Annotated in this window: 15 protein-coding genes; 5 read left to right on the plus strand and 10 right to left on the minus strand. The window is 43.2% G+C overall.

All coding sequences use genetic code 11. The annotated features are described in order from the left end of the window. Positions 1-75 precede the first annotated feature (75 nt). From rapA to AC1EU0_RS16680, 3 genes are all read left to right on the plus strand, one after another. Positions 76-2,997: an RNA polymerase-associated protein RapA gene (rapA, locus tag AC1EU0_RS16670; RefSeq protein ID WP_480303698.1), complete on the plus strand. Its 2,922-nt coding sequence runs from the start codon at positions 76-78 to the stop codon at positions 2,995-2,997. Between the two features lie 567 nt (positions 2,998-3,564). Further along, on the plus strand, positions 3,565-4,575 hold the full coding sequence (locus AC1EU0_RS16675; RefSeq protein WP_480303699.1) for a response regulator: 1,011 nt from the start codon (positions 3,565-3,567) through the stop codon (positions 4,573-4,575). Further along, on the plus strand, positions 4,575-5,561 hold the full coding sequence (locus tag AC1EU0_RS16680; protein WP_480303700.1) for a sensor domain-containing diguanylate cyclase: 987 nt from the start codon (positions 4,575-4,577) through the stop codon (positions 5,559-5,561). The genes AC1EU0_RS16675 and AC1EU0_RS16680 overlap by 1 nt, the downstream gene beginning before the upstream one ends. A 38-nt stretch (positions 5,562-5,599) precedes the next feature. Here AC1EU0_RS16680 and rraB read toward each other — a convergent pair whose 3' ends face one another. From rraB to AC1EU0_RS16700, 4 genes are all read right to left on the minus strand, one after another. Then, positions 5,600-5,998, minus strand: a complete 399-nt coding sequence (gene rraB / locus AC1EU0_RS16685) for a ribonuclease E inhibitor RraB (protein WP_480303701.1) — start codon at positions 5,996-5,998, stop codon at positions 5,600-5,602. 8 nt (positions 5,999-6,006) lie between these two features. Next, the gene (locus AC1EU0_RS16690; RefSeq protein WP_480303702.1) at positions 6,007-6,738 is read right to left on the minus strand and encodes a 1-acylglycerol-3-phosphate O-acyltransferase; all 732 of its coding nucleotides are present in this window, start codon (positions 6,736-6,738) and stop codon (positions 6,007-6,009) included. 120 nt (positions 6,739-6,858) lie between these two features. After that, positions 6,859-8,409 (minus strand): nitric oxide reductase transcriptional regulator NorR, encoded by a 1,551-nt coding sequence (gene norR, locus AC1EU0_RS16695; RefSeq protein ID WP_480303790.1) that lies wholly within the window; start codon positions 8,407-8,409, stop codon positions 6,859-6,861. 160 nt (positions 8,410-8,569) lie between these two features. Further along, positions 8,570-10,849 carry a nitric-oxide reductase large subunit gene (locus AC1EU0_RS16700; RefSeq protein ID WP_480303703.1) on the minus strand — a complete coding sequence of 760 codons (2,280 nt, stop codon included), beginning with the start codon at positions 10,847-10,849 and terminating at the stop codon, positions 8,570-8,572. Positions 10,850-11,067: 218 nt separating this feature from the next. Between AC1EU0_RS16700 and AC1EU0_RS16705 the strand changes: the two genes are divergently transcribed. Next, positions 11,068-11,511, plus strand: a complete 444-nt coding sequence (locus AC1EU0_RS16705) for a PH domain-containing protein (protein ID WP_480303704.1) — start codon at positions 11,068-11,070, stop codon at positions 11,509-11,511. A gap of 81 nt (positions 11,512-11,592) precedes the next feature. After that, the gene (locus AC1EU0_RS16710) at positions 11,593-12,408 is read left to right on the plus strand and encodes a hypothetical protein (RefSeq protein WP_480303705.1); all 816 of its coding nucleotides are present in this window, start codon (positions 11,593-11,595) and stop codon (positions 12,406-12,408) included. Between the two features lie 5 nt (positions 12,409-12,413). Here AC1EU0_RS16710 and AC1EU0_RS16715 read toward each other — a convergent pair whose 3' ends face one another. The 6 genes from AC1EU0_RS16715 to AC1EU0_RS16740 all read right to left on the minus strand — a co-directional run bounded on the left by AC1EU0_RS16715 (position 12,414) and on the right by AC1EU0_RS16740 (position 16,723). Continuing rightward, positions 12,414-13,172: a metal ABC transporter permease gene (locus AC1EU0_RS16715; protein WP_480303706.1), complete on the minus strand. Its 759-nt coding sequence runs from the start codon at positions 13,170-13,172 to the stop codon at positions 12,414-12,416. Further along, positions 13,172-14,047, minus strand: a complete 876-nt coding sequence (locus tag AC1EU0_RS16720; protein WP_480303791.1) for a metal ABC transporter solute-binding protein, Zn/Mn family — start codon at positions 14,045-14,047, stop codon at positions 13,172-13,174. Before AC1EU0_RS16720 ends, AC1EU0_RS16715 begins: the two co-directional genes overlap by 1 nt. 10 nt (positions 14,048-14,057) lie before the next feature. Continuing rightward, positions 14,058-15,275 (minus strand): hypothetical protein, encoded by a 1,218-nt coding sequence (locus tag AC1EU0_RS16725; protein ID WP_480303707.1) that lies wholly within the window; start codon positions 15,273-15,275, stop codon positions 14,058-14,060. 212 nt (positions 15,276-15,487) lie between these two features. Continuing rightward, positions 15,488-15,781 carry an ABC-type zinc uptake system zinc chaperone gene (locus AC1EU0_RS16730; protein ID WP_480303708.1) on the minus strand — a complete coding sequence of 98 codons (294 nt, stop codon included), beginning with the start codon at positions 15,779-15,781 and terminating at the stop codon, positions 15,488-15,490. A 67-nt stretch (positions 15,782-15,848) separates the two neighbouring features. Beyond that, complete coding sequence (gene thpR / locus AC1EU0_RS16735) at positions 15,849-16,388, minus strand: RNA 2',3'-cyclic phosphodiesterase (protein ID WP_480303709.1); 540 nt, start codon at positions 16,386-16,388, stop codon at positions 15,849-15,851. Further along, the gene (locus AC1EU0_RS16740) at positions 16,388-16,723 is read right to left on the minus strand and encodes a hypothetical protein (RefSeq protein WP_480303710.1); all 336 of its coding nucleotides are present in this window, start codon (positions 16,721-16,723) and stop codon (positions 16,388-16,390) included. The genes thpR and AC1EU0_RS16740 overlap by 1 nt, the downstream gene beginning before the upstream one ends. Between the last annotated feature and the right edge of the window lie 37 nt (positions 16,724-16,760).

A 16,760-nucleotide genomic window follows, 5' to 3' on the forward strand; every position in this document is an offset into this window, starting at 1 on the left:
ATTGCAATTTTGTTTGCCAAATGTGTAAGATACGCGCCTTTTTGAGTCAGCCTAGAAGATAGAGTAGAAATTCACATGCCATTTGCTTTGGGTCAACGTTGGATCAGTGATACAGAAACTGATCTTGGTTTAGGTACAGTTGTTCAAGTTGAAGGCCGCATGGTCACCGTGTTGTTTCCCGCTACTGGTGACAACCGCATGTTTGCCCGAGAAGACGCCCCTTTAACTCGAGTTATTTACAATCCCGGAGATACCATTGAAAGCCACGAAGGTTGGCAGCTAACGGTTTCTGAGATTGAAGAAAATAACCAGTTGATCACCTATCATGGTACTCGTCTCGACACCAATGAAACCGCTGAGTTGCGTGAAACGCTACTGAACCATAATGTGCGTTTTAACAAGCCTCAAGACCGCTTGTTTGCCGGTCAAATCGACCGTCTTGATCGCTTTGGTTTGCGCTATAGAGCCCAACACTTACGTCATCAACTCGCCACATCAGATATCCTCGGGCTGCAAGGTCCTCGAGTCGGCTTGATCCCGCACCAAACTTGGATTGCTCATGAAGTCGGTCAGCGTTTTGCACCACGGGTGTTATTGGCAGATGAAGTTGGCTTAGGTAAAACCATTGAAGCGGGTTTGATCTTACATCAACAACTGTTAACGGGTCGTGCCGAACGTATTCTTATCATTGTACCTGACTCATTGCGCCATCAATGGTTGGTTGAAATGATGCGTCGTTTTAACCTGCGCTTCTCTGTTTTTGATGAAGAACGCTGTGTAGAAGCCTACGCGGATAACGACAATCCATTTTACACTGAGCAATTAGTCATTTGCTCAATGGAGCTGCTTCGCAAGAAGAAACGCTTAGAGCAAGCTGTTGATGCAGACTGGGATTTACTGGTGGTCGACGAAGCCCATCATCTTGAATGGTCAGAAGATAATCCAAGCCGCGCTTATAAGATTGTTGAAGCATTAAGCGACGTGGTGCCGGGTGTACTTCTACTCACAGCAACACCAGATCAACTCGGTCATCAAAGTCACTTTGCCCGTTTGCGTTTACTTGATCCTGATCGGTTCTACGATTACGAAACCTTCTTGGCCGAAGAGCAAAATTATCGTAGTGTCGCTGAAGCAGCCGAAGCCTTGCTAGCTGACAAAGCGTTATCAGATGATGCGATGAATAGCATGACTGAGCTATTGTCAGAAAAAGACATCAATCCTCAGATCCAAATGATCCAGTCCAGTGATGTTGATGCCGAGCTGCGTGAGCAAGCTCGAGATGAACTGCTACAAGAATTGCTCGATAGACACGGCACTGGACGCATTCTATATCGCAATACTCGTGCGGGCGTTAAAGGCTTCCCACAACGCATTTTGAATGCTCACCCGCAGGCTTTGCCTGAGCAATATCGCACCGCCGCTCGCGTTAGCGCCATGATGTCCACAGGTACAGCGACAGGCGTGGCTCAACTTGAGCTCAAAGTAAAAAAAGCTCTGAGTCCTGAAAAAATCTACCAAGAATTTGATGCTGGCAATTCTGAATGGTGGAAGTTTGACCCACGGGTTGATTGGCTTATCGACTTTCTAAAAAACAATCGCAGTCAAAAAGTACTGATCATTGCCAGTCAGGCTGAAACGGCGCTTAGTCTTGAAGAAGCACTGCGTACTCGTGAAGGCATTTTAGCGACCGTCTTCCACGAAGGTATGTCGATTATCGAGCGTGACAAAGCAGGTGCTTACTTTGCCCAAGAAGAAGCAGGCGCTCAAGCCCTGATCTGCTCTGAAATTGGCTCAGAAGGTCGTAACTTCCAGTTTGCCAGCCACTTAGTATTGTTCGATTTACCGTTAAATCCAGATCTATTGGAGCAACGTATCGGTCGTCTAGACCGTATCGGTCAGCAGCATGATGTAAATATTCACTTGCCATATTTTGCTGACACAGCCCAAGAGCAGTTGATGCAATGGTATCACCATGGGCTTAATGCTTTTGAGCTAACCTGTCCAAGCGGTCATGTGCTGTATAAAGAGTTCGCAGAGCCACTATTATCGGCGCTCGTCTCTGGTGACACTGACGAGATGATTCAGCTGATGAATCACACTCAGCAGCGTTATAAAGAACTAAAACAAGCCATGGAACAAGGCCGTGACAAGCTGTTAGAGATCAACTCTCATGGCGGTAACAAGTCAGCGGCGATTGTTGAGCGTTTACAGCAAAAAGATCAAGACGTGAATTTGATTGGCTCAGTGATCCGACTTTGGGACATCATCGGTGTCGACCAAGAAGATCATGGCGAAAATACCATTATCCTCAAGCCATCTGAAAATATGCTGTTCCCCACTTATCCAGGATTACCTGAAGATGGCATGACAGTAACCTTCGATCGTGATATAGCCTTGTCTCGTGATGATATTGCGTTGATCACCGAAGAACACCCACTGGTACAAACCGGTTTAGATTTGATCACCAGCTCAGAAACTGGCAGCGTCAGTGTCGCAATATTGAAGAATAAAGCACTTCCAGCTGGTACTCTATTCCTTGAGCTGATCTACATGGCCGATGCTTCTGCACCGAAAGCCAGCCAGCTTTATCGTTATCTGCCACCAACCCCAATTCGTGTACTACTGGATAAGAACGGTAACGACTTATCAGCAAAAGTGGACTACGACAGTTTTGACAAGCAGCTAAGTGCTGTAAACCGTCATATCGGCAGCAAATTAGTTACTGCGTCTCAAGCACAAATCGCCCCACTGTTGCCTAAAGCAGAGCAAGTGGCGCAAGTGGCACTAGAAACGCTAGTAACTGAAGCGCGTGAAACGATGACCCAAAAAATCAGTGCTGAGCTTACAAGGCTTGAGTCTCTAAAAGCGGTAAATCCAAATATTCGTGAAGATGAATTGGATTACCTTAAAGACCAAATGACCGAGCTTAATGGCTACATGGATGATTGCCCGTTGCAGCTTGATGCAATTCGTCTGGTTTTAGTTAGCCACGCTTAAACCTAAAAACATCAGTTGGCTACGTTCTCAAGCGTAGAAAAAATGATTGCTAGTAAGGCGTAGCTTGCAGCAAGTAGTTGCTCTACTTGCAAAAGTTACAACGCAGCTAGCGGCCATTTTAGCAAGCTTGCGGGCGTTGAGCGTTTCATCCATTCGGTGAATGATTAAGACATTGAAATTATTGCTAACTCAAATAGATATTAACTTATTGAGCGTTCAACTGATGTTTTTAGGTTAAACTACTCTCAAATACCTCTAGCCGAGATAACATTATCTCGGCTTGTTTTCACAAATCTAATTGATAGCTATTTTTGTTGCCATTTTTAGTTGATGAAAAATTAGAACATTTACACCCCTGACCACTCCAATTAGACTGAAATTTCTTCAATATCAAATTCAAATCCACATCAAATGTGGTAGTATTGTTCCCGTCAAAAAACATTGAACTGTCAGCAAGTTGACGTCAATAATTGATACAAAGCTCAATAATTCAACAACTAAAAGAACGCCTAAGAGCGGTAAAAACATCACCAAAGAGTGATGAATTTTTAAGGATGAAGTAACGTAATGACCACTCAGGTATTAATCTGTGATGACTCAGCCATGGCAAGGAAACAAATGGCGAGAATATTACCCTCAGATTGGAATGTCAGCGTAACCTTTGCCACTAATGGCGTAGAAGGATTAGAAGCCATCAAAGCTGGACAAGGTGAAGTCGTATTTTTAGACCTCACCATGCCCGTTATGGATGGCTACCAAGTGCTGAAAACCGTTCAAGAATTAGATCTTCCTGCTTTAATCATTGTGGTATCAGGTGATATTCAGCAGCAAGCTTATCAAACAGTAAAAGCTCTCGGGGCCGTAGAGTTCATACAAAAACCTGTCAGCCCTGATTCTGTACAACATATTTTGCAAGAATATGGCATCTACCAAGGCACTGACGTCATTTCAGCGTTTGACACTCCTGAGATTAAAGTAAATCTGAGGGACGCTTGTCAGGAAATCGCTAATGTCGCGATGGGGCGTGCAGCCGATCTACTGGCAACCTTGCTTGATGTTTATGTTCCACTGCCGATCCCCGCTGTTAATGTACTCGAAGTGAGCGAGTTAACCATGGCGTTAAAGGCAACCGAGAATTGCCGCCAAGTGTCTGCACTATGCCAAGGTTTTATCGGCCCCGGAGTCGCTGGAGAAGCGTTACTGTTATTCCATGATTCCAGCTTTGATGACATGGCTAAGCTGATGAATATTTGCCATCCAGACTCATCTCAAGCTGAAATCGAAGTCATGGTCGATACAGGTAACATCCTTATTGGTGCTTTTTTAAATGGCATTTCTGATCAGCTAAATATTTCTTTTAGCCAAAACCATCCCGTAATATTAGGTCGACATTGCACGGCTGATGAATTGATCCACGATAATGCAGAAAAGTGGCAACGAACATTAGCGATGGAAATCAACTATCATATTAAAGATCATAATATTCAATGTGATCTGTTGTTGTTGTTCACCGAAGACTCTTTGCCTGCTTTAAATAACAAACTGAGCTACCTGATTAATATTGAGGGTGAATCGTGATGACCAAAAATCCAAACACAATTAACGAGTTTCACTGGTTGCTCGATCTAGTACAAACGGTAGATGTTGGTATCGTGGTAATAAACAATGACTATGAAATTAAACTCTGGAATGGGTTTATGGAAAATCATAGTGGAACAGCGCCTTCAGAGTTGCTCGATAAGAACTTATTTCATGCTTTTCCAGAATTGGATGCGAACTGGCTAAAACAAAAAATTGAGTCAGTATTCCTGCTTAAGAACCGCTCCTTTATCAGTTGGGAACAACGCCCTTATGTGTTCAAATTCAAAAATTATCGCCCCATCACTGGCCGCGCCGAACACATGTACCAAAACGTAACATTACAACCACTATTATCCCCGACAGGTAAAGTGACCAGTATCAGTATCATTATTTACGATGTTACTGACATGGCCATCAAGAAATTACAGCTCAACCAAGCTAACCAGATACTTGAACGCCTAAGTCAAACCGATGAACTGACTCAACTGCAAAATCGCCGTCATTGGCAGCAGTGTCTTGAACGAGAATTTGAACGTTTTGCTCGTTATCAAACGCCCGCAAGCTTAGTTATGTTAGACATTGATCATTTCAAAGCCGTTAATGACAATTACGGTCATCAAATGGGTGATACGGTGATCCAGCGAGTGGCGCACACCATAACTCAAACATTAAGAGAAACCGATTTTGCTGGACGATATGGCGGGGAAGAGTTTGGGGTGATCTTAGCCGGTACTTCAGCAGAAGACGCTTTACACTTCACCGAGCGGCTGAGAAAAAGCGTTGAAACACTGACTTTTACCACCGACGATGAGCAGACTTTTAGCGTTAGCATCAGCCTTGGTATTTGTACCATCAATGATAATATTCGTGATATCAGCCACCTAATCTCACTGGCCGATAAAGCCTTGTATCGAGCAAAATTAAGTGGCCGCAACCGCTGTGTTATCTACCGAGATACTGACAGCGAGAAGAACCTGCATTAACTTTCTTTATCTACTGCCAGTTGAAGTTGCACTAGTAATTAGTGCAACACCTCGTCCTCATCGTCATATACAGGCTCACCATTTTCATCAACAAAATAAGTGCCCCAACCGTCATAATCAATATTGTGTTTGGTAGCCAGCTGGATCAATTGTTCACACGCGTGATCTATTAACTCCACTTCTAATTGATGATTCGCAATCGCATCAAAACAAAATAAAACAGTGCCATCTTCGAGCTCAACTTCTTCTGCATCCGTGACTTCAAATCCAAGTTTGAATGCATCAACCGCCGCTTTTTCTAGGCGATCAAAATTGCTACAGGCAAAGTGATGCTCAATAATGTATTCCGCTGTAGGGTGTGAACCATCGGCTAATATCGCTTCTACAATTTCGCGATTTTCAGCGTATTGTTCTTGCAGTAAAGTTTGACGTGACATGACCGTTCCTATTGAGTTTGAGGGCGCATCATCTGCTGCGCTTCTTGGTTTAATTCTTCTAGCTTATGCTTCATTTTTTGATGAACCTTATCGGCTAATTGTCGAACATCGTTTTTTTCAAGTCCATTCGTTGCGATAGGCTCTAGCATTTCAATGATCACTACACCATTGTTCCAACGGTTGAGTTTTATATGATCCTGACAGCTAGCCACAACTGGCACGATAGGCGCGCCAGATTGAATCGCGGTATGAAACGCACCTGATTTTAATGGCAATAAGCCACGTCCTCGCGAACGAGTACCTTCTGGAAAAATCCATACAGAAAGCCCAGTTTGTTTGATTTTTTCCGCCACTTTACTCATGGTGCTGACGGCACTGTGGCGATTGCTACGGTTAATCAGAATATTACCTGACAGCCAATAAATTTGCCCAAAAAAGGGGATCCAAGCTAAGCTTTTTTTCCCTAAGCTCACTGTCCCTTTAGGTACTACAGCCGTGTGAGTAAATAGGTCGAAATTATTTTGGTGATTGCCGACAAACACTTGTGGCTTAGCATCATCGTGCTTTTTATCACGAATGATCAACTTGATGCCAAGAATGGGGGCAACCTTAGAAAATATAGAGGCCATGAAGTGAACATTATTGCGGTGACGAGGGCGCAATAAACAATATAAGCCTCCACCAATCGTCACTAACACCAGCAGAAAAGCTAAAATCAAACTACGAAAAACTAACAGCACGGACACACTCCGAAAACAAATTCGCGCCTAGTATACTTGAGTTTGTTCTCTAAAATAAGCGGCTAAGAATACCGCTTTGTGAGTTTCGACACAAAAGTTGAGCAAAATTCAACCGCAAAATTATTTTAACCCTAAGCGCTTAGCTAAACGGTGCAAATTACCAGGATCCAATTTTAAACCACGTGCTGTTGCTGCCCAGTTCCCTTTATTGTTTGCTAAAACGCGGCGAATATAATCTGACTGAAACTCATCTACCGCCATTTTTAAACTGAGATCTTTCATCGGTAGCAATGATGGCGAATGCGACGTCGCCTGCGCTTGTCCTGTTAGTCCTTCCATCTCGCCAGCAAGCTCAAAATATTGTGGTTTGATGGTACAGATTTCATCTTCGGTATGAGCATTGGCAAGAATTGCTGCACGGTGCAGAGCATGATCCAACTCTCTGACATTCCCCGGCCAACGATAGCCATTCAGCAGTAGCAGGCTACTTGGGCTAAGTTTTAGGTGTTTTAAGCCTAATTTTTGACGATAGCGCTCAACAAAAAAACCACTGAGTACGGTAATGTCCCCTTCTCGTTCTCGCAATGGTGGAACCAGAATCGGAAACACACTTAAGCGATGATACAAATCGGCACGGAACCGGCCTTCCATCACTTCCGTTTTTAAATCTTTATTGGTAGCGGCAATAATGCGAACATCAACATGCTGACTGTGATCATCACCAATTTTTTGGATATCACCATACTGTAATACCCGTAATAACTTAGCTTGCAATGCTAACGGTAGTTCGCCGATTTCATCTAAAAATAATGTGCCGTTATCGGCCGTTTCAAATTTACCACGGCGATGACCGATGGCACCTGTGAAGGCTCCTTTTACGTGACCAAATAACTCACTTTCCGCTACTGACTCAGGCAAAGCCGCGCAATTCAAATACACTAATGGCTTATTCGAGCGAGAGGACTGACCATGAATACTGCGGGCCACTAATTCTTTACCTGTGCCTGTGTCTCCACTTATCAGCACATTAAGATCGCTTTTCGCCACTACCGAAATTTCTTGCTTTAAAGCATTCATTAAAGACGATTGACCAATGAGGTCAATTTCAGAATGACGAGAATGATGATCGGCATCGCTACGATGTGCTTGGTCACGTACTGCTCGCTGCTCAAGCTTCTCCATCATCAGGGCATTATTGAGAGATACTGCAGCAATGGCACTGATGCTTCTCAATTCGAAATCAGTGAATTGATCAAATTGCATCGGGTCGAAACCATCAATCGTCACCGCACCAATTAAACGTTCTTCGGCAAACAGCGGCAAACCAATACAAGCATGAACTTTCAACTCATCTTGTTGATTGGGGATCAGACCATCATAAGGATCGTCTAACTCGCTATCAGCAGGAAAACGAACGATATCTCCAGCGCGAGCAATGGCTTCAAGACGTGGGTGCTCGTCCAACATAAACCGACGGCCTAGCACATCATCGTGCAGTCCATTTATAGCAAGAGGGGTAAAGTAAGTGCCGTTATAGGATAACAACGCTGCGGCATCACAATGTAAATTTTGTCTAAGGGTGTTAAGCAAACTCGAGAATCGATCACGGCTCGCCAAACCTGAGGTTATATCCAACGCTAGGCGAGTTAGATCAGATTGACTTAACGCCATAACTGCCTCCTGAGTGTACTGAGACTGGGCGGCCATAGGAATTCTCCGTTACATGCTATTGTCACTATTACATCGTCACTTTAACACTCTGTTGCCGACCAGAACTTGATCCATATTAAAAAAGGAGCCTCAAGGCTCCTTTGCATTACAAATTAATATTTTATGCAGGCTCACCTTTAACAGGTACAGCTTTGGGTTGCGAAATAGCTTTTTTGATTAAGTCAAACAAGAACATCGCAATGAATAAGCCACCCAGCGCGAAAATAACATCGCCAATCATACGAGACCATACTAAGTTCTCAACCAAAGTACTGTGGATCACCTCTGGTGAACGAGCGAACCAGTAACCGTGCTCAATAGCTGCGAAGAACTGAACCAGACCCATTGGCAGTAATGAGATGAACACCATCGCCGCTAGACCAATGTTTAAGCTCCAGAACGCGCCTTTTAATAAGCCATCATTCCACTCTAAACGACCAGTTAGTCCACGTAGGCAGAACAACATCAGACCAATCCCTAACATGCCATACACACCCATGAATGCAGCATGGCCGTGAGTTGCCGTAGTGTTTAGACCTTGTACAAAGTACAGTGAAATCGGTGGATTGATGAGGAAACCTAAGATACCAGCGCCTACTAAGTTCCAGAATGCGGTTGCCACGAAGAACATGATCGCCCAGTGATAACGCTGCATCCAAGGACTTGCTTTACGCATACGATACGTTTCTACCGCTTCGTAACCAATTAGCGCTAACGGTACTACTTCTAATGCTGAGAAGATTGCGCCCCAAGCGATAACGGCAGTCGGTGCACCAGTGAAGTAAAGGTGATGCAAAGTACCAATCAAGCCACCCGTTAAGAAAATAACCGTTGCGAACAATACTGCACCGTTGGCACTTCTTGCTCTGATAAGGCCAAGACGAACCATCATCAATGCGATAACTGAAGTCGCAAAGGTTTCAAAGAAGCCTTCTACCCATAGATGAACCACCCACCAACGCCAGTATTCAGCAATCGCAAGGTTAGTGTGTTTGCCCATCATCAGACCTGCACCATAGAACAGACCAATGGCCACACATGATGCGTAAAGGATCCAAATAACAGGGCGCATTTCACCTTTATCGCCCAATGCTGGTTTGATAGCCGCAGTGACTAATGCCAACCAAATTAATAGACCACCGAGTAGCAGAACTTGCCACACGCGACCTAAATCAATGTACTCATAGCCTTGGTGACCGAACAAGTAGTTCATGTCTAGGTCGAAGTACTGTTGTACACCTAACCATTCACCTGTCATAGAGCCAAGTACGACAACAACCAACGCCACCCAAAGAACGTTGACACCGATTCTTTGGAACTTAGGTTCATATTTAGATAATGCTGGTGCGATATATAAACCCGTACCTAACCATGCAGTGGCAATCCAGAATACGGCCAACTGCGTATGCCAAGTACGTACGACTGAATAAGGTAGAATTTCAGCTAGAGGAATACCATAGAAATCTTGACCTTCTACCGCATAGTGCGCCGTAATTCCTCCTAAAAAGATTTGCAATAAGAATAAACCTATCGCAGTTACAAAGTACTTATAAACCGCTTTTTGTGATGGTGTAGGGTTTGTGAAAAAGAGAGGATCTTCTTTTGCAGGCTCTGGTAGTGGATCATGCTTAACGCTAGCGTGATACCACACTAGTGCACCGATACCCGCAATCAACATAACAATACTTAGAATTGACCAAACAATATTGTCAGAAGTCGGCGTATTCCCTAATTGAGGATCAAACGGCCAGTTGTTAGTGTAAGTATGGTCAAGCCCCGGACGCTCAGTGATTGCCGCCCATGCGCCCCAGAAAATGAAAGCCGAAAGCTTTTGACGATTTTCAGCGGTATTTACTGTTCCTTCTTTCATTGCGTATTGTTCACGCAATGGTTGCAGCGCTGGATCATCGCCAAATAAAGCGATGTAATGAGTTTGAAGTTGCTCAATCGCCTTGATACGAGTATCTGATAAGCGCACGAACTCTCGACCATTAGCATCTTTTTCAATGGTATTTTTGCGAATGTCTTCACGCAGTAACTGCTCAAGACCAGCTTGTTGAGAACTGCTCAATAATGAGAAGTCTTTACCATATTTCTGATTTGCAGTGATATTTAACCAAGCTTGTGCTTCGCGGTGTAGCCAGTCTGCCGTCCAGTCGGGAGCGACATACGAACCATGTCCCCAAATCGAACCTAACTGATGTCCGCCCATTGAGCGCCATACCAGCTGACCTTGTTCAACATCATTTTTACTGTATACCACTTGGCCATGGCTATCGGTATAGGCCTCAGGTATGGGTGGTTTTTCACGATAAATGTCACTGCCCAAACTGAGCAGTACGGTAAATGAAGCCACCAGCACCATAAGCAATGCGATGGCAGTGAGTTTTTGTTTATTCATAACAGCCCCTTGCGTTCCACTTCCCAAAAGCGATTTTCGAACTCTTGTTTGCGTAACTATTGCGGCTTTCATGCCAAGCTGTTAACTTATTGTTTTAAAAGGGTAACAATGAAATGCAACATAACGTTATTGTCAATTTAACACCCACTTAAACACTGTCTCTTTGACAGCTATGTCATATTGACAGCATTAAGTGATTTCATATTAGGGAGAATAAAATGAGCCACCAAAAGCAGTTAATTTTCCGATCAAAAGTCGATGTATGGCTGATGTTAGTGTTACTCATTACAGTGGTGGTTTGTACATTTGGTGCATTGCAATTAGCCATCTCTCAGTATTCATTAACTAACTTAGTGATTGGACTGTTTACTTTCACAATAGGTGCTGTATTTCCACTCTGGTTGTGTGCAAGGACGTATTATCGAATCGATGAGCACCAAAACAAACTGCTGATCCAAAATGGCCCTTTTCACTGGCGTATTCCTTTAAGCAAAATCTCTTCTGTTAAAGAAACCAGCAACCCATTAGCAGGCCCTGCATTATCGTTAGATAGAGTGGAAATTCAATATGGAGATGGCCAGTATGTATTAGTTTCACCACGTGAAAAGTCAAAATTTATCGAAGCCGTAAAAGGCTATATCAAACCTCAACAACAAGCGTAAGTTACGAGTGAACATAATTTAACTTGAGCAAAAAACACACTATTGTAAGGTAAAAGCCATAATTTCTTTATCTTGATGATTATGGCTGTATCTCCCATTTCAACTGTTCAACAATTATTAGACGCAAATAAAGCCTTAGATTCTACGATAGATAATGAATTGGGGTTCTTCTTAGCTAGAGATCGTCTATATTCTCTTGAAGAACTATCAAGACTATCAAAACTGGTCCAACGTAGGATTGAATACTTTTTTCACGTCAATATTTCAGAAAATCCGCCACATAAATCGTTTCCCGACAACATCTTCGAGCAAGAAAACGTCATTTCAATTATTTCAAATGCATTAGAAATGGCAGAAAAAGGGGATGAACATCAAGTTGTCGAAGGTCGCTTTCTTCACACAGCTGAAATGCTACAAAGCTACCTTATTTGCTCAGCGATAAATGGGAACATTGACGCTATTTCTGAATTTTTTGCAAAGGTTTCTGAAGATAGTTACACCAGCATTATTCAAACTGTCAGGTTATTTACGGAAGAAGACGATGATGACTTTGTATACAATTATCACTATTTTCAGCAAATGACCTATATTGCCACCGAGTTTATGAAAGAATATCGGCAAAAAAATGAAGAAGTATTATCACTTATTGAGTGGATAAATTCACAAACTGTCCCTGAAAGTGTACCTGAAAACAGCTTAGGTGATTGCCCGATTACATACAGACCATTAAAGCCTACAGATATCGTTGAGTTGCAGTGTTGGGATAGTTGGGAGCCAGTTTCAAAAACAGGTCTTATTGAGTGGCTCACAAGTAAATCCGCACCACTCAACCCTAAGAACAACAGTAAACTACTCAAAGATCAAATACGGGCTTTTCCCCCTAGAGGGCTAACATGACTTTTTTATATTACCGCTTTTCTGGTAAACACTCGAACCAGCATCCCCATAACCATTAAGCACATTACAATGGCGGCACCACTGGGTAAATCCCATGTTGCTGAAAAGAGTAAACCTGCAAGATAGCCACCGATACCCACGCCGTAGGCGATCAGCAAAGCATGGCGGGTTTTGAGTTTATTCACAGCCAGCGCGGGTAAAATCAAGCTACTGAATACCAAGTAAACCCCAACTAACTCAACCGATAAGGTGATCACAACAGCAAACAATAGATAAAAGCTACTACCTGTAAGCAACTGAGGTTTCAACCAGAGCAACAACAAAATAGCTGCATAGACTAATGAGGGTAATAGCAACTGTGGCCAATCCACCCAAAGGATTTGTCCATCCATCAGCTGTTTGAGTAATTCCGCTCCATGAGGATTATTGGTCAATAAGAGAATGGCGAGTACTGCTGCCATCACATACAAACAGCCGATCATGGCTTCAAGTTCATCAGCAAAACGCTTCGCCAGCCAAGCAATAATCGCAGCACCCAACAGGGCAAATAGCAAAGGCAGCAACAAATTGGCATAAGGTAAGTGCTCAAATTCATGCACGGTTTTTGCCATTATTGCACCCAGTGCCGCTACCTGCGCAATCGCGAGATCAATAAAGATGATCCCTCGTTTAAGCACTTGCCGACCAAGCAAAACATGAGTAGATAATACCAAGATGCCAGCGGCAAGCGCTGGCAACAGAATGAGCAATAATGTGCTGTCCATTAGCGGATAGCTCCGATTAGATCAGCAATCACAGCATCGTAAAGCTGGAATAAATCTTTGGTTTCATTAGCGCCAACAGAAGCGGGCAGCTGTAAGAGTGGAATCTGGGTTTTATTGGACAACCACTTTCCCCCTTTGGTGTCTTGATAAGACGTTACCACAATCGCACTGATCGCTTCTTTCTTACTCATAGACAACAAGCTCGCTAAGTGAGACGAACTTGGCGGTAAACCCGGCTTTGGCTCTAAATCCCCCACTTGCTTTATACCCAACCAATTAAACAAATAACGGAACGTCGAGTGATAAGCGATGACTTGCTTGCCCTTCAAAGGTGCTGCTTTTTGTTCCCAGTTTTTAATTGCTTGAGTCCAACGTTGTTTAAACGCCTCAAAGTTTTGCTGATACTCTGCTTGATGTTTAGGATCAAGCTTGATCATGCGCTGATGTAAAGCGTCTGCAACTTGTAACAATCGATACGGATCAAATTGGATATGCGGATTACCCTGAGCATGGACATCTCCCATACTTCTATCAACACGTTGCAGTTTATCTAAGGTGTCGATGTGATCGGCTGCAAAAAATAGCCCTGTGTTGCTGTTGCGCACAGCGGAATTCGCTGCTTTCATTTGCAGCATCGGTAACCAACCCACTTCCAGTTCAGCACCAGCACACACCAACAAATCAGCACGTCTTAGCTTAGCAATCAAGCTAGGGCGTGCTTGGATCATATGCGGATCTTGCATCGCCGTGGTCGCAGAATATACCTTAACTTCAGGCGCTAATTCATGAATTAACGCCTTATACTCAGGCTCACAGGCAAAGACATTTAGCTTTGCCACTGCCGATTGAACGCTGCCAAAGCACAGCAGCGTCATCAATATAAGTTTAGAACTGGTGCGCACCATGAGCTCCTAATGCAACCACAAATTGCAATGTAATGCTGTTTTCATCAACAGGCTTTAATTCACCTGTACCGTCTTGATGAGAGTACTGTAAGCGAATCGTTGAGAAGTGACTAGTATGGTAAGACACTTGGAACTCAGATTCTTTCAGTTTCATTTCATCAGCATGATCTTCATGGGCTTCTTGGACTGTTACTTCACCATAACGTAAACCTGCTGACCAGTTTGGTGAGAATTGATATACACTGCTGACATACCAACCGTTATGAGACAAATCGTCGAGTTCGTCTTGGTGCTCTTCTGCATCAAACAAATCCGTCGCTTTAAAGTACTCACCCGTTACCGTTAGATGTTGATATTTGTAATTCCCTTTTGGTGCCCACTTATAAACGGCATCGACACCGTAAATGTGTTTACCAGTATACTTAGCGGCATGTGAATGACCGTGTGCATCTTCATGGCCGTGCTCACCTTCAGCCTCATGAGCATGCTCTTTTTCATCTTCATGATCGTGATCATGTTCTTCTTCATGATGCTCAAGTGCGGTAAGACCATTTTGGTTATTGATGTAGCTAAAGCCTAACTGCCAAGAGCTGCTGTCTCCGATATCATCACCAATTTTGGTATAAGCGGTATACACACCGGTTGATTTTGGTTTTACTTCGTCATTTTCTGCACGGAATTTCTTACCTTTGAAGGCTTCAACACCCATTGTCCAGTAGAGTTCCGTTGGCGCTAGGTAGTCCAAACGTAAACCATCATCAAAATAGTGATCACCCAATAGCGCACGATAAACCGCAGGGCGATCGGCAAAGGCATCAGTATGAGTATGTTGATTGTTTAAGTAACCGATATTTGAAAGGAAACGACCACCACGTAAACTGAAACCTGCTGGCAATGACATCGTCTGAATAAAGGCTTCTTCTACCTCAACTTCCATCTTGCCTTCATGGTCGTGTAAAACCGTAGTAAATTTTCCATAAAGTGAATCATCGATAAAGCCACTGATCGCCAGCTCAGAACCACCTAAGCTAAAGCCTTTTTCACGTTCAGATAACGCTTTATCAGCCGACTGATAGTTACCTGTCAGCACCGAACTGATATTGATATTTTTACCCAAACTATTTTGATTGGTTTGTGCAGCACTTGCCATTGAAACTGATGCTAACGCGATAAACAGTGCCGATTTTGAGAATTTCATACATAACTCCATGCTCAGCCAAAACTATAACAGGCTGATTTTTATAACTTTAATTTTTAAACAATGGACGACAACGCAACGAAATAAGGCTCGTAATGCATAGCGTGGGGTTGACAACATCATGCATAACGAAAGCAAGAAAACACATGGTCTCGTCTAGCGTTCGGGAAATCGTCGCCCATAACAAACACAATTGGTTAGAAAATCAGGAGTTATAAAGGCGGAGCACGTGCACTGAAAAATGAAACAAACTCAGTTGAATGAGGGTTAAAGGTTTGCTCAGTTTCAATGAACGTTTGAACTGAGATACCAATAGATGGAATCGAACTACTGATGGAATGTTGCAGCTGGTGATGGTGAAAACACAAAGTACAGTGTTCGGCAAATCCATCATTATCAGGATAGTTTTGAGCGTGAACGTGCGCTGAGCCGATCGCAGACAACAGCAGAAGTACGGCACTGAGCCATATTATCCACTTATGTTGATGCCTTTGATGGTTTGTCACGGTTCAATGCTTGAGTTAACTAAGATCTGCTGCCGAGTTTAAATGATACGTTGTAACAATTTCAATATTATTTTAATGAAAATTGTGTGACCAAGCGGTATTTGGAGCCAGTGTTATTCGGCATAGACTCATAAAGACCAAAGGTGTCTACCGCAAAATAAAACGTTAAATCATTTACTTGACTCAAAAAAACCTGACAAGCATTTGAATCTAGATTCGCAGCTCTTACCAGTGAAATATGCGGGACAAATTTCGTTTCAAATTGTAAATTTAGTGGCTTTAGGGCTGTTACGATTTGCTCTCTAAGCAGAGATAAATGAGAATTAGGGCTCGCTTTCGCCCATAAAATGGTTTGTCGTTTAAGCGAGAAATAGCCTCCACCAGTCACATTCAGGATAAATTTTGGCACTTGGATATCACCAAGTTTTTTACTGACCTCAGCTAATTCTGTGTCGGTTAGCTCACCTAAAAAAGCCAAAGTAATGTGGGCTTGTCTCAGTAGTGACCTATAACCCAAAGGTGCGAGCCGTTGCTGCCAAGGCTGCCAAATATTATCAGGACACATGATCCCAATGAATATTCGGCGATGCTTAACAGCATTCGTCATCAACGATACTTTTTCAGTTGATCAGACACGTCTTCAGGCTCAGGCGCTTCAATGGTTTGCAGTTGATCCATAAAATGACTAATCATCAATACCATTGCCATCATTCCAGCGAACATAAAACTCAGCGTCTCAAACCGTTCGACAAAATAACCAATGACAAGCAAGCCTGCGAACAGATAAAAACTCAGCATTTTTAGCCTAGCAATACGCACGCTTTTCCCTAACCACGCTTGGCAGTGATAACAACGAATGTGCGAGGCTAAGCCTTCACCACGCGTTTCCGCGATTTTGGCAATCGACATATTCTTATGACAATGTGAACACACTAATCCCATGCTATCGTCCTACTGTAACGGGTTTGGATTTGTTATG

It is taken from the genome of Parashewanella sp. 2210YD4-3 (assembly GCF_056591735.1).